Here is a 14,344-nt window from a genome sequence, read left to right as displayed (position 1 = left end):
TAAAATCATTTAGTTGGGAAATAATTTCTTAACAATCTGGTGATCAAAAACTAACAATAGGTACAACTTCTAATAATAATGAATGGTTTTCTTAGTCATAAACAATCATCTACTTATGGTAAAAAGACCGCTCGATATTGTTGTCTTATCAGATATCCATCTGGGAACTGTGGGTTGCCATGCACTCGAATTGTTGCAGTACCTGAATTCCATCGATCCGAAAATTTTGATTTTGAATGGGGATTTTGTGGATGTATGGAATTTCAGAAAATATTACTGGCCGGAGTCTCATATGATGGTCTTAAAAACCATGCTTACCATGATGACCAACGGTACCGATATCTATTACCTGACAGGAAATCATGACGAGGTTCTCAGAAAAGTTTCCAGCCTGCAATTAGGTCCCCTGTTTATTCGCGATAAACTTATTCTCGAACTGAACGGCGAAAAAGTCTGGATTTTTCATGGTGATATTTTTGACATCACCATGAAACACAGCAAATGGGTGGCCAAAATTGGTGGAAAAGGATATGATTTATTGATACTTCTGAACCGCGCCATCAACAAAATTACCGAAAGAATGGGGCGAGGTAAGTTGTCTCTTTCCAAAAAAATAAAAGACGGTGTAAAGAAGGCTGTCCGCTTTATTGAAGATTTTGAAACAACAGCTATCGAGCTTGCCATTGACCAGGGATACGATTACGTGATTTGCGGACACATCCATCAACCCAAGATTCGCGGGTTTGAGAATGAAAAAGGATCGGTAATTTACATGAACTCCGGCGATTGGGTAGAAAACCTGACTTCCCTGGAATACGACGGACAGCAGTGGGATATGTACAAATTCAGGGAAGAAGATTTTATACAAAATGAGAGAATTGAAAAGCTCATTCGATCTCACCGACGCAACTCAGAGGTTTATATCAAATGAAAATACTTTACGGAATACAGGGAACCGGTCACGGCCACATCAGCAGAGCAAGAGAAATTCTCCCCATATTGTCAGAAAAAGCGGAGATTGATGTTCTTCTCAGCGGCTACAACTGTACTATGAATCTTGAAGATATTACGGTTATCCAGAAGAGAGGGATCAGTTTAACGTATGATTCGGAAGGCAGTGTTTCGTATCTGAAAACGGCCTTTAATCTAAAACCCGTTACGTTTATACGGGATATTCACGCGCTGGATGTTAAACAGTACGATCTTGTCATTTCTGACTTTGAACCGGTAACCGCGTGGGCCGCCCATCAAAAAAGTGTGTTTTCCATCGCCTTGAGTCACCAGGCTTCCTTTCTGTCGACTGAAGCTCCACGACCTTCCAAAAAATCGTTGGTGGGTGAACAAATACTCCGCCATTTTGCTCCGTGCAGAAAACCGGTAGGATTTCACTTCAAGCGGTACGATTCGTTTATATTGCCTCCCATTATTCGAAGAGATGTCCGCTCTTTAATCACAAAAAAAAGCAATCATGTAACCGTATATCTTCCTGCTTTTGATCCTCAATTTTTGGCCAAAAAATTCAGCCAGATTCCTGAAGTTGAATGGCATGTTTTTTCTCCTGATTGTAAAGAATCATACGCTGAAAAGAACGTCCTTATTCGACCTGTCGGGAATCTTCCTTTTTTGGATAGCATGAAAAGCAGTTTTGGAGTGATCACAGGTGCCGGATTTGAAACATGTGCCGAGGCGATGTTTCTGGGCAAGAAATTGCTCACCATCCCAATTTCTAATCAATATGAGCAGTATTGTAACGCTGCTGCATTACAAAAAATGCGTGTACACACAGCCAGAAATATCGATGATGCTTTTGTTGAACTGGCAAAAGACTGGATTAAAAACACAAACCCCATTCAACTGGAGGAAATTGCTGATACCTCGAAATTAGTAGATATGTTGATCCAGCTTGCGAAAAATCATGAAGGCCATTTCTCATCCGAGCATTTGCTGGAAGTTCAGGATGCAAACGCGTATGAGACGGTGGCAGAAATTACTGCGTAAGTCCCGGTAAATAGTGCTCATTGATTATATTGAGATGGTGAAGTTCATGACCGGCAATGACATAGCCCGTAGCTCTCACCGTAAATGAATAACCACTGATTGAACCTCTTCTCAAGAGTTCTTCATCGGTAAAATGAGAAAAGAGAGCGATGGTATACTGACGGGTTGCATTGTATTGCTCTTGCAATTTGGATATTGGCATTGCATTAAAATCGGCATTATCAACATAAACATCCTGATCGAAGCTGAGCAACGCATTAGGTTCTCCACGGGCAACACAGAGCGCACGATAATTAAATATGCGTTCCGTATCAACCAAATGCCCAAAAACCTGCTTCAGCGTCCATTTATCTTCCTCATATTTATAGAGCGCATCTTCCTCCGATAAACCTTCAAAAAGATCGTTCATCTCTTTGGCGTTTGACCTCAAAAGATCAACCAAAAGAGTGTTATTACTGAGTTTTACATATCGTTCAAAAAACTCACCGTATTCATTTTTTTCAATTTTCATGAATCTTTTTGGTTTGATCCGTTAGTGGCAATCATCGAATGATTCAGTTACAAAAATTCTTGGATTACGATCGAACATTCTCATCCAATGATTTTAGTGTCGATTAATCAAGATAAAATAAAAAAGGCCCCAAAAAACAGGGCCTTTGATAAATTCACCTTGCAAGAAAAATTTATTCAACGGAATGTGTGCTGACAATAGTTGTAGCACTTTGCTCGCCACCCACGTAAACAACCGTTTCATACGGCATGAGCACTCCATCGGCTTCTCTCCAATCGTTTGAAACAACCTTAACTGTCACTTGTTCTCCAGCCTGAGGATCAAATTGCTGATAGGTTCTCACAATCGGCAGTGATGTATTGGGATCAAGATAGAGATGAATCGTTTCATTCGCTTCCACCCGAATGTGTGCCAATTCCTGTCCTTCCATCTCTTCCATGCCAAGATATTCAACTCCAAGATCTGCTCCTTTTAGAGCAAGATATACATGGTTCCGATGGTACTCAGCCATCAACTGTTCTTTTTGAGCCGGCGGCATGGGCATCTCGTTTCCTCCCATGATCATTTTCCCTTCTCCATCCTCAATTTGCATGGTAACCTGCCCCATCGGCATGGAAACATTGGCTACCAATTTATCTGTGGAAAAGTTGATGGTCTGTTCAAGATCAAGATTCATTTCACCTTGTGGCGTCTGAACAACATTCTTTGCTTCAAAAATCAACTCGCCCTCAATGGGTCCGCCCGGCAGAACCGCACTCGCCATTTTATTGAGCCAGTCGCGTCCGGCTGTCGCATCGCCGGCAACGGTTTCTTCTTGCCCGCCCGGTTCGGGAATAGAAATATCAATTTCATTCACTTCCCCGAATTGCTGCAGTTGATCCCCGAGTTCCTGGGAATTTCCAACTACTAAAATTTCCAACTGATCAGGTGTCAAATATTCCCGGGCCACTCTCTGAACATCTTCGATGGTGGTTTCCCGAACTCCGTTCAGGTATTCTTCGTAAGCATCCAATGGAAGTCCCTGGTATTCATAAGAAATTTGCTGGCTGAGAATTTCTTCATAACTGTCGTATTCAAAAACGGCAGAATTCAGAATCTGGTCTTTGGTATCCTGCAACTCCTGCTGAGTAATTGGTTCATTTTGGAGCCGTTCAATCTCTCCAATCACGGCTTCAATCGCTTCGGCTGTTGTTGAGCTTTTAGTCATCACTCCGGCATAAAAGAATCCCGGATAAAAACTGTTCATGCTGTATTGACCAAATGCAGAATAGGCGAGTCCCATTTCTGTCCGGATCACCTGCATCAACCGGCCTGAAAAGCCGCCGCTCAATACCCGATTCATTACCTGAATTTGGGGATAATCCGGATTATCACGAAGTCCACCAAGATGGCCCATCAATATAAAACTTTGATTTACATCTGATTTGTTCGCAAAATTGATGGAGCTCTTTGGCTGATAATTCACTTCCGGAAAGTCCAAATTCGTTTCTTGACCTGAGGGAATATTACTGAAAGCATCCTCCAACTTGTTCTTCATTTCTGATGCATCGAAATCGCCTACAATTCCCACCATCATATTTTCGGATACAAAATGTTTATCATGAAATTCAACCAAGTCGTCGCGAGTGATATTGTTAATCGTTTCGTACTCAATATTTCGTCCATATGGTGTATCCCTTCCATAAATCAATCGGCGAAATTCCCGAACGCCAATCGACTGGGTATCGTCATTTCTTCGTGAAATACTGGATTTTGTCTGAGTTTTAGCCAGCTCAATCTTATCATCCGGAAATGCGGGACTTGTCAGCAGGTTTATGAATACCGGAAGGAGTTCATCAAAATCTTCCTTCAACACATTCATACTTGCGCTGCCTGATGTAAAGCCAATCCCCGTCTCCATGCTCGCTGCTTTATTTTCGAGCAGAACATTGAGAGAATCAGACGGATATTGTTCCGTTCCGCCCGAGCGCATGACCGTTCCTGCGATGGACGCCAACCCTTCTTTTTGAGCAGGATCCAAAATGCTGCCTGTCTTAATTACCACGGTAAGATCAATCAACGGTAATTCCTTATCCTCAAGCAGAAAAAACTGAATTCCGTTATCGGTAGTAAATGTTTCGACTTCGGGAGCCTGGAATTCATTTAATTCAGGATATTCCAGTTCATCGTACTGTTTTTGAGCATGCAGTGCAGAGTTTGCAAAAAGGAATAGCATGCTGAGAAATACGATTCGTTTCATCATATCAAATAACTTTTCTGTTGAAAGGTGATAAAAATATTTCTTATTGATTCGCATCGGCTACCTCCTCCTCGCTGGATTCATTGGAAATAATGCCGACCGTTCGATTCTCCTTCACCAGATATTCATTAGCAACCCGCCGGATCTCTTCGACAGTTATATTTTCAAGTTCTTCAAGATCTGTGAAGACTTTGCGCCAATCACCCTGAAGCGCTTCGGCGGCGCCAAACCCTACTGCTAAACCCGAGTTCGAATCCAATCCGCGAATCAGCCCGGCCCGTGCATTTGTTCGAACACGGTCGAGTTCTTCCTGGGTAATTTCACCATTTTGGATTTTTTCAATTTCCTCATAAATAGCCGTTTCCAGAGTATCTACAGAAATTCCCTGGTTTGGCACGGCGAGTAACCCAAATATCGTTCCGTATTTCGAACCGGGCACTCCGTTCAACATTTGAAAACCCAGTGCGATCTGTTCTTCTTCCACAAGTCGTTTATATAGCTTTGAAGTACGGCCACCAACCAACAGAGAGCCTAACAAATCAAGAGCTGCAAAATCCGGATGTTGATCATTTACGGTGTGGTATCCAAGAAGCAAGAAAGGTTGGGATTCCCGTTGAATCGTAAATCTTTTTTCTCCCGTCTGCTTCGGTTCTTCGGTATAAATCGGCGGTGGTGTGGGCCCTCTTTCGAGTCTACCAAAGTAGATCTCGGCGAGTTCCTGAACTTCCCCAGGATCTACATCACCGGCTATTGCAATGGTAATATTATTTGGAACATAATAGGTTTCATAAAACTTGCGGGCATCTTCTATGGTAGTGGCTGTAATATCTGAATGCCAACCGATATTAGGTACTCCATAGGGATGTGCTGAATAAGCAGTGGTGATAAATGATTCATACAGGCTTCCAACCGGGGAAGATTCGTAACTGGATCTTCGTTCTTCCCGAACAACTTCTTTTTCTTTATAGAATTCTCTGAATACAGGATTCATAAACCGGTCGGATTCAAGGCTAAACCAAAGCTCAATTCGGTTTTCGGGAAGGCTGTAGAAGTAATTGGTACGATCTGCACTGGTTGTGGCATTCATACCCGTTCCGCCATTTCGGTTTACAATCTCAGAAAATTCATTATTCACCACATATTGACCGGCTTCTTCCTGCAACGCCAAGAATTCAGACCACAACTCGTCAATTCTCGCAGAATCCGGCTCCGTGGCATACTGCTCTTCAAGCCATTCCTGATAGATTTCATCAAGTTCTTGCAGAACTTTTTCTTCTTCCTCCCAGTTGGTTGTTCCTATTGTCTGGGTTCCCTTAAATGCCATATGTTCAAAAACATGTGCCAGGCCGGAATTCCCTTTTGGATTATCCACTCCCCCCACATTTACATACGTAGCAAAACTTACAACCGGTGCTACCGGTCGCTCGATCACAACGAATTTCAACCCGTTATCGAGGGTAAATTCGGTAACTTTTTCTTCAAACGAGGCAAGATCCTGAGAATTTACAAGAGCCGGAAGTGCGGCAATTATAAGGAACAAACCCAGAATTTTTGTACCAACTTTTTTCATAACTATGTATCTGGTTTAAATTAGATTTTAAATCGGCTAAGATGTCTGGTTAAAGAAATGCCGGTATATAAATAGCTCAAAGCTCAATGAATGGTACCTATTTCTCTTTCTCTATAAATAGTCATTTTGATTGATTTACACAATCAATGGACAAGAAGATGAATGTCTGCTTCAAAAACAAGCCATACTTTTTTTCCGCCATTTCAAATTAAATTGCTTAAAAAAAATAAACCTCACAAAAAAATCTGAAGACGGTTGTTTAAAACGATCAGTCTTCAAACTCGTCTTCATCAGGCCGGATGGTAATGACGGGTTTCTTCACATATTGAGCCACTTTTTCTGCTGTGGAGCCAAGGATTAAATGAGCGAATCCACTGTGGCCGTGAGTTGCCATCACCACAACATCAGCTTCATCAGAAGCGTAAGCCTCAATCTCATAATGGGCCGAAACCCCTTTCTCAATCTTTGTGGAAAGCTGGATGGATCGGCTATTTTCTCCGTCGGTTATAATCACCTCATCCTCATACGTTACACCCGTTCTCTGAACGTGAATACTGTCAAAGCCTTTTTTGGTGAGATAATGATTAATTCGTTCAATAATGCCTTCGTAAATCGATACCAGTTCACCCTTTTTGGGACTTTTAGGTATCTCTTCCGAAAGACTACCATAAAGTTCAACAACATGCATAAGCGAGAGCCTTGCATCAAATGCATCCGCAATAGCAACAGCAAGTGGGAAGGCAACCAACGACATTTCGGAGGAATCCGTGGTCATCAACACATTTTTGACTTTGCTCTTATCAAACCTGTCATCCACGGAAAATACCGGTACATGTGATCTTCGGATAACCCGCTCCGTGGTTCCGCCCCGAATAAACTTGGTCTCGTCTTTTCCGCGAGATCCAATCACAATCATATCATAATCATGCTTCTTGGCATATTCAGAAATTGCATAAGAAGGTCTGCGGTTTATTTTTACGATATGCTTTCCCTTGCTTTTTTCTTTCAGGTACTGGTCCATCGCTTTTTCGAGCTTCACTTCAGACTCTTCAATAATTTTGGGATAGATATCCTTCTCCATATCTAAAGGAACCCCAAGCCTCTTGATGCTCTCATTCAGATATGTGATTGTTGGTACGACGTGAATAAAATCGATTACTCCACCAAACGTATCTGCAATATTTTGCGCCACAGAATATGCTATTTCAGAACCGGATGAAAAATCGGTCGGTACTAAAATTTTTTTAAAATTGATCATGATTGGCACCAATTTTTTAGTTGATGATTATACTTAATAATACGGAAAATGTGATGATTTCTTTAATACTCCACCGCTATAAATACGGAAATATTATGAACCTACACAGTAGAATTCTACTGTTTTCTACGCAGCCATGCGATGCCAATAATCAGGAACAAACCGATTCCCATTCCGGCAATACCTCCAATTTTATTAATCCCCTGATCTTGTTCCGGCCAGTTGATTCCCGGAAAGAATGGCTGACTGGATACAAGTTTTCTTGAAACCGTTTCAATCTCTACCCGCTTCAAACGATCGAATGATGCATCGGGGTTTTGAATCTCGCCAATTCGTTGGTATTGGGGGCCCGGCGGGATAGATTCCCTTTGCTGTAATTCTTCAACAATGGGGTCTGTCATCTCCACAATTTCCCTATCCCGAACGTGATCTTCAAAAGTGCGTTGTTGATACGGCCATATCACGTAAAGCGATCCTATCAAAAATCCAATTAAGACCATTAGTGTGGCGGTATGAAAGTTTTTAAGCAACCAGGATAAAATCCGCGAAAAGAGTATGATTCCAAACAGTGCCCCAAGGAAAAAAGGAATCAGATTTAGTATCGCATCTACCGTATCCATCGTTCCGATCATTCCCAGAAGGGAAAGAATGTAATCGTATTTTCGAAAAATCAGCAGAAGATAAGAGCCGGATATTCCTGGTAAAATCATAGCACAGATTGCAATGGATCCCGAAAGAAAGACAAACCCAAACGATTCGGGAGTATCGGCCGGAACAAGTGTGACGACCCAAAACCCGATAAATGCTCCAACAAGCACATATAAAAAGTTGACAGGAGTTCTCTCCGTCTTTTCCACTTCCGACATAAGCAGAACAATGGATCCCACAATCAACCCAAAAAACAAACCATATACAATTTCGGGATGGGTAAACATGTAAACCTGGAGGGGAACAATCCGTGTAAAAAAGATGACCGCTGAAAAAATTCCCGTGAAAAGAAGCAGGAAAAACTTCCAGTGAAAGTGCTCGAATAGCTTTTTGAATTGAAATGTCAGTGCACTTTTGGCTGCCTGTAAATCGGCACTTTGTATCGCAAAAATCAACCGGTCGTAAATGCCCGTAATCAATGCCATGGTTCCCCCGCTAACGCCGGGCACAATATCTGCCGATCCCATCAAAAATCCCTTTATAATTAAAAAAGGCGATTCTTTCCAGGACGTTTCATCCTTCTTCGGCTCGGTTTTTTCGGTCTGATTATTTTCCAATTTGATGATTTTCTTTTAGTTAAATGGACGAATCCTCATGTATTTAAAGCGTCGTGCTGATATGATTTCATTGCCTGGATGAACGAAACGGTAGCAATTGAACTGCAAACTATCATAACTGTCATTAAAGCATAGGAAACGGCATACGTTCCGGTATAAACTGAATCGATCAGCCAACCTGTTACAGGCGGTCCCAGCCCAAACCCAGCTATGCTTATTACAAACAGGTAAAGCCCACCGGCTAACGCCCGTTGATCACTCCTCACAAAATATTGAAGCAAAGCAGCGGCCACGCCATTATAGGAGGATGAAATCAAAACTCCAATACCAACACAGATAAATGCTGTGGTGGCATCCGGCTGGAAGAGACCAAAAATATATAACGGAAGCCCGCCAAGAGCCGCTACGATTCCCATCCAGAATCTGTACTCTGGTTTGTCTCGTGCAAGCAGATCAGCTACCCGCCCTGAAATAATCACTGTGCCGGCAACCCCCATCATAAACCATCCAAAATTTGGTATCAAACCCGGTTCCGAATAAACATCGTTAAAAACATTTCCAACAAAGGCTAAAATGGTGTATCCCGTGCAGGCAAGGCACGAGAACCCCAGCAGGTGCCATCGAACGGTTTTCTTTTTGAGAAGATCCCGAATTTCTGAAAGAGCGTTATTTTCCGTTCCTTTTTTACTAAATGGGCGATCAGGTTCCTTTAAAAACCACCACGTCACAGGAGCAATCACCACTCCCGGCACGCCAACGGCTATCATTGCCATTCTCCAGTCATAGGCCAGCGAAATGGATCCACCAATCAAAAAAGACAATCCGACTCCAATGAAAATTCCACCTGAATAAAACGAAAAAATAGTAGCTCTTTTGTTGGGTGAAAAAGTATCGGCCAGATAGGAGTAAACTGCCGGACTAAGCATTGCCTGGCTCAAACCGACAAAAAGCCGGGCGGTAACCAAAAACAAGAACGAAGCTGCAAAACCACTAAAAACTGTCATCAAACTCCAAATAAATAGTCCGAGACAAATCATCAATTTACGCGAGGTTCTATCGGCCAGCCTGCCCATGGGGATTCCGGCAATCGCATAGATAAATGAAAAAGCCGGGCCATACAAAAGCCCAATCTGCAAGTTATTCAATTGAAGAGCATCCCGAATTTGAACGCCTAAAACAGCGACAATCTGGCGATCTACGAAACTGAGAACATAGATCAGGGTAAATAAAAAAACAGTGCCGTAGGTGGCTTTTTTACTCATAAAAATTAGTTGTTGAAGCAGATCGCAACACCCTGAAAGTTTAAGCATTTATTGCATTTGTGAACAACCGTTTTTTAAATACTCCAGGGATGAAATCAAATTTGAACAGGCGATCAGGAATTACGAACTTCAAAATTGAATTTAATAATTGTATGGAAGTCATTTTTTCCAAAATCCTCTCAAATAAATCAGAATTATTCAGTGGCTAAAATTCCCAAGAAAACAGCAGAACAAAAGAAACGGGCACTTGAATTGTATGAAGAGCTTCTTGAGCATTATCCGAATCCCAGGTGCGAACTGAATCATCGCAACCCGTTTGAACTTCTGATAGCTACAATTTTGAGCGCCCAATGCACCGATGTTCGGGTCAACAAGGTAACGCCAGATTTGTTCGAGGCATATCCAACTCCCGAAGCGATGTCGCAGGCACAGCTCGAAGACCTGGAAGAGTTGGTACGATCAACCGGATTTTACCGGAATAAGGCAAAATCGTTGAAAGAGTCATCTACAACAATAGTAGAAGAATTTGATGGAGAAGTGCCTCAAACCATGAGTCAACTTCTCACTCTCCGAGGTGCGGCACGGAAAACAGCCAATGTGGTTCTGGGAAATGCATTCGGAAAAAATGAAGGGGTTGTGGTGGATACTCACGTTAAAAGGCTCTCGAACCGTTTTGGACTTACCAAAGAGAAAAAAAATACCAATAAAATTGAGCGTGATCTGATGGGGTTGTTCCCTCAGGAAACCTGGACAAATCTTTCGCATTTATTTATACATCATGGACGAAATGCATGTAAAGCCCGGATTTCTGAACCTCCGGATCATCCCGTTTGTATTAAATATGGAAAAAATTGCGAGTGCTGGAAAATGAGAGGACAAGCAGATGCTGAGGAATAAACAACTTTTTCATTCCACTACCGAACCGGTTCCACCGCTTAGACGGGATCTTCAAATGATTCCTATTGAAGATAATGGCCGGAAACTGCTCTATTTCCATGATTCAATGGGATATCTTTCAGAGAATTTTGCTCTTGATGCCAATGTTCAACCCCTTCTTCAGATGATAACCGGGGAGCTAAGCATTGATGATATTCATAAACAAATTGATGGTTCTCTTTCTACGGAAAACCTGTTGGATTTCGTGCAATTGCTGGATCAACACCGGTTGTTGCATTCTGAATATTTCCATTTTTACTCCGACCAACTTGACCAGGATTTCGAAAAAGGCGAGGCTCGTGAGGCTTTCCTGGCTGGCAACAGTTATCCGAATAACGCTGAACAATTACAGACGTTTGTATCTGAGCTGCTTCCTGATTTCGAGCAGGAAAATGGAAAAATTCCAAGTGCACTTTACGCTCCCCACATTGAAATTTCTGTGGGCAAGAAATTATATGGTGAAGCTTTTTCACATTTAAAGAAAATCGCTCCGAAAAGAGTCGTGATTTTGGCTACTTCTCACTACGCCAATTACTATTATCGCTTTTATGATGGACTGCCTTTTATTGGATCGCAAAAAATGTTCAAAATCCCTGGGAGAATTCTTTCGCCCGATTTGGAGGTGATTCAGGCACTCGATAGTGAAAGTCCTGAAAACGGATTTACTCTGAAAGACCGGGCCCACAGAATCGAACACAGCATTGAGTTTCATCTCGTATTCGCTTCACAAATCTGGCAGCACGATTTTAAAATTGTACCCATTCTCATTTCAGGTTTTGATGATCTCTACTACTCTCAAACCGGAGATTTGGCAAAAAAAATCGAGCATTTCACAACACAGCTAAAATCATTTATTGATGAAGAAACATTTGTGCTAATCAGTGGAGACTTGTCTCATGTCGGACAAAAATTTGGCGACCGCGAGCCGGCAAACATTCTGAGGGAAAAAGTTGAACAATCTGATAAGCAATTCCTGGATCTTTCTGAGATTGGAAATCCTGATCATCTGTTAAATCATGTAAAAAGGGATTATGACTCTACCCGAATTTGTGGTTTTCCGCCACTCTACACGTATCTAAATATCTTTCCGGACAAAAAAGGTGAACTCCTCAACTATTTTTGGTGGGATGAAAAAGAGCAAAACAGTGCTGTTTCTTTTGGCTCAATCTTGTTTTAGAACATCACTAAAGAGATCCGACGAGAGAACGTATTTTTAAACTCCAAACTTTCCAAACGGCTTCCCTTACTATCGATTTTGACATCTTGGATACGCCTTCTTCCCGCTCCCGGAATATGATGGAGACTTCCTTTAGTTTAAATCCTGCTTTCCATGCGCGGAAATGAATTTCAATTTGAAATGCATATCCGTTAGAACCAACGCGATCCAGGTCTATAGCTTCCAGTACTTTTCTGTGAATGCACTTGAATCCCGCTGTAGTATCCTTGATGGGAATCCCGGTTATCCATCTTGCATACAGATTTGCACAATACGACAAGATCAGTCGGCTCAACGGCCAGTTTACAATACTAATTCCCTGAGAATACCTCGACCCAACAGCAATATCAGCTCCCTCGGATTTAACGCTTTCGATAAGCCGTGGCAGATCCTCTGGATTGTGAGAAAAATCGGCATCCATTTCGCAAATGTAAGTATATCCTTTTTCAAGAGCATATTTAAAACCGGCAACATAAGCCGTTCCAAGCCCCTGTTTTCCCTCTCGTTCAATTAAAAAAACACCATTTTTATCCGTCATTTTAGATCGAACAATATCTGCGGTGCCATCGGGCGAGCCATCATCTATCACAAGTGTATCTATCCCAATATCCAAAGATTGGATTTGATCAATCATGCGCCCAATATTATGAGCTTCGTTGAAGGTTGGAATAATGACGAGTGAATCACTCATATTTTGTCTCCGAAGAAAATTTTGATTTGGAGATAATTATGCCAGCAGTTTTTGAGCAAAGTTGTATTTGTTTCTCACCTGAAACTAAATGATTTAGAACAACTTTTATTGTAGTTTTAGAACAAAATAATGGAAAGTAAATAAAATAGATAAAGTTCTTGTTTCAAGTAAAAAAATTATCTGATAAAACCAAGGCGCGAAACGGTTTATTAAAGACAGACCACGGCACTATTGAAACCCCGATTTTTATGCCGGTCGGCACACTTGGAAGTGTTAAAGCGGTCAATCAGGATGATCTCAAAGATAAGGTAAAAGCCCAAATTATATTAGGAAATACCTATCATCTCTATCTCAGACCTGGAAATGAGATTATGCAGGAGGCCGGTGGACTACACAAATTTATGGGATGGGATCGCCCTATTCTTACCGACTCGGGTGGTTATCAAATCTTTTCACTCTCTGATATTCGTGAATTGCGTGAAGAAGGAGCCGAATTTCAAAGTCATCTTGACGGATCCAAACATCTGTTTACGCCCGAAAACGTTGTCGATACTCAACGAATCCTGGGATCTGATATCATGATGATTTTAGATGAGTGTCCGCCCTATCCCGCCGAATATGATTACGTCGAGAACTCCATGAAATTGACACATCGATGGGCCGAACGAGGGCGAAAACAGTTTGAAGAAACCAAATCTCTTTACGGCCATGAGCAGTTGCAATTCGGAATTGTTCAGGGAGGAACCTTCAAAGATTTGAGAAAGGAGTCCAGTGAATTTATGGCTTCTTTGGATTTTGAAGGGCTTGCCATTGGTGGTCTCAGTGTTGGTGAACCTACAGATATTATGTATGAAATTGCCGATTTCAACACAGATCACTTACCTAAAGACAAACCACGTTATCTTATGGGCGTGGGAACACCAGGAAATCTGCTTCAGTGTGTTGCTTTAGGAATTGACATGTTTGATTGTGTGATGCCAACTCGAAATGCCAGAAACGGAATGTTGTTTACAAGAAATGGTACAATCAATATTCGAAATGCCAAATGGAAACACCATCATAAACCACTTGATATCGATTTCCCATCAGAAATTTGTCAACGATATAATATGAGTTACGTTCATCATCTTTTTCGGAATGATGAAATACTGGGACTTGAACTTGCCTCCAAACATAATCTCACATTTTATTTATGGTTGATGGAAACCATTCGGGAAAGAGTTAAGAGCGACACATTTTCTGAGTGGTACCCGGGAATGATGAAAACTGTGGAGAGAAGAATATAAAAAAGCCTCTGAACGCAGGGCGATCAGAGGCTTAGGGGGAAAAAAGGGATGAGGCAACGACCTACTCTACCCCGCAAGGGAGTACCATCGGCGCTGCGGAGCTTAACGGCCG

General features: G+C 41.9%; 12 protein-coding genes. 5 read left to right on the top strand and 7 right to left on the bottom strand.

From position 1 onward, the window contains the following. Positions 1-115: 115 nt before the first annotated feature. Together L0B18_RS08975 and L0B18_RS08970 are read left to right on the top strand one after the other, a co-directional pair. On the top strand, positions 116-931 hold the full coding sequence (locus L0B18_RS08975) for a UDP-2,3-diacylglucosamine diphosphatase (protein WP_234571424.1): 816 nt from the start codon (positions 116-118) through the stop codon (positions 929-931). Beyond that, positions 928-1,998: a glycosyltransferase family protein gene (locus L0B18_RS08970; protein ID WP_234571423.1), complete on the top strand. Its 1,071-nt coding sequence runs from the start codon at positions 928-930 to the stop codon at positions 1,996-1,998. Before L0B18_RS08975 ends, L0B18_RS08970 begins: the two co-directional genes overlap by 4 nt. On the opposite strand, the gene L0B18_RS08965 is transcribed toward L0B18_RS08970, so the two are convergent. The 6 genes from L0B18_RS08965 to L0B18_RS08940 all read right to left on the bottom strand — a co-directional run bounded on the left by L0B18_RS08965 (position 1,988) and on the right by L0B18_RS08940 (position 10,103). Beyond that, positions 1,988-2,509, bottom strand: a complete 522-nt coding sequence (locus L0B18_RS08965) for a DinB family protein (protein ID WP_234571422.1) — start codon at positions 2,507-2,509, stop codon at positions 1,988-1,990. The two genes, L0B18_RS08970 and L0B18_RS08965, sit on opposite strands and share 11 nt — an antisense overlap. A 172-nt stretch (positions 2,510-2,681) precedes the next feature. Continuing rightward, on the bottom strand, positions 2,682-4,751 hold the full coding sequence (locus L0B18_RS08960) for a M16 family metallopeptidase (protein WP_234571421.1): 2,070 nt from the start codon (positions 4,749-4,751) through the stop codon (positions 2,682-2,684). Between the two features lie 40 nt (positions 4,752-4,791). Further along, a complete protein-coding gene (locus L0B18_RS08955; RefSeq protein ID WP_234571420.1) occupies positions 4,792-6,318 on the bottom strand; it encodes a M16 family metallopeptidase in 1,527 nt (508 codons plus the stop codon). 268 nt (positions 6,319-6,586) lie between these two features. Further along, positions 6,587-7,576: a universal stress protein gene (locus L0B18_RS08950; RefSeq protein ID WP_234571419.1), complete on the bottom strand. Its 990-nt coding sequence runs from the start codon at positions 7,574-7,576 to the stop codon at positions 6,587-6,589. Between the two features lie 116 nt (positions 7,577-7,692). Further along, positions 7,693-8,841 carry a DUF368 domain-containing protein gene (locus tag L0B18_RS08945; RefSeq protein WP_234571418.1) on the bottom strand — a complete coding sequence of 383 codons (1,149 nt, stop codon included), beginning with the start codon at positions 8,839-8,841 and terminating at the stop codon, positions 7,693-7,695. Positions 8,842-8,876: 35 nt separating this feature from the next. Continuing rightward, positions 8,877-10,103, bottom strand: a complete 1,227-nt coding sequence (locus tag L0B18_RS08940) for a spinster family MFS transporter (protein WP_234571417.1) — start codon at positions 10,101-10,103, stop codon at positions 8,877-8,879. Positions 10,104-10,304: 201 nt separating this feature from the next. Between L0B18_RS08940 and nth the strand changes: the two genes are divergently transcribed. Together nth and amrB are read left to right on the top strand one after the other, a co-directional pair. Beyond that, entirely contained in the window at positions 10,305-11,000 is a 696-nt protein-coding gene (gene nth / locus L0B18_RS08935) for an endonuclease III (protein WP_234571416.1), read from the top strand. Then, positions 10,987-12,216 (top strand): AmmeMemoRadiSam system protein B, encoded by a 1,230-nt coding sequence (gene amrB, locus L0B18_RS08930; RefSeq protein ID WP_234571415.1) that lies wholly within the window; start codon positions 10,987-10,989, stop codon positions 12,214-12,216. The genes nth and amrB overlap by 14 nt, the downstream gene beginning before the upstream one ends. Positions 12,217-12,223: 7 nt before the next feature. Here the strand turns inward: amrB and L0B18_RS08925 are convergent, their stop codons facing one another. Beyond that, positions 12,224-12,946: a polyprenol monophosphomannose synthase gene (locus tag L0B18_RS08925; protein ID WP_234571414.1), complete on the bottom strand. Its 723-nt coding sequence runs from the start codon at positions 12,944-12,946 to the stop codon at positions 12,224-12,226. Between the two features lie 149 nt (positions 12,947-13,095). Between L0B18_RS08925 and tgt the strand changes: the two genes are divergently transcribed. After that, the gene (gene tgt, locus L0B18_RS08920) at positions 13,096-14,232 is read left to right on the top strand and encodes a tRNA guanosine(34) transglycosylase Tgt (RefSeq protein ID WP_370647578.1); all 1,137 of its coding nucleotides are present in this window, start codon (positions 13,096-13,098) and stop codon (positions 14,230-14,232) included. Positions 14,233-14,344 lie beyond the last annotated feature (112 nt).

The organism is Rhodohalobacter sp. 614A, from assembly GCF_021462415.1.
In the GTDB taxonomy this organism is placed as follows: domain Bacteria; phylum Bacteroidota; class Rhodothermia; order Balneolales; family Balneolaceae; genus Rhodohalobacter.
Note: the sequence above shows the minus strand (reverse complement) of the source record. Positions and strands in the feature narration are given on the sequence as shown.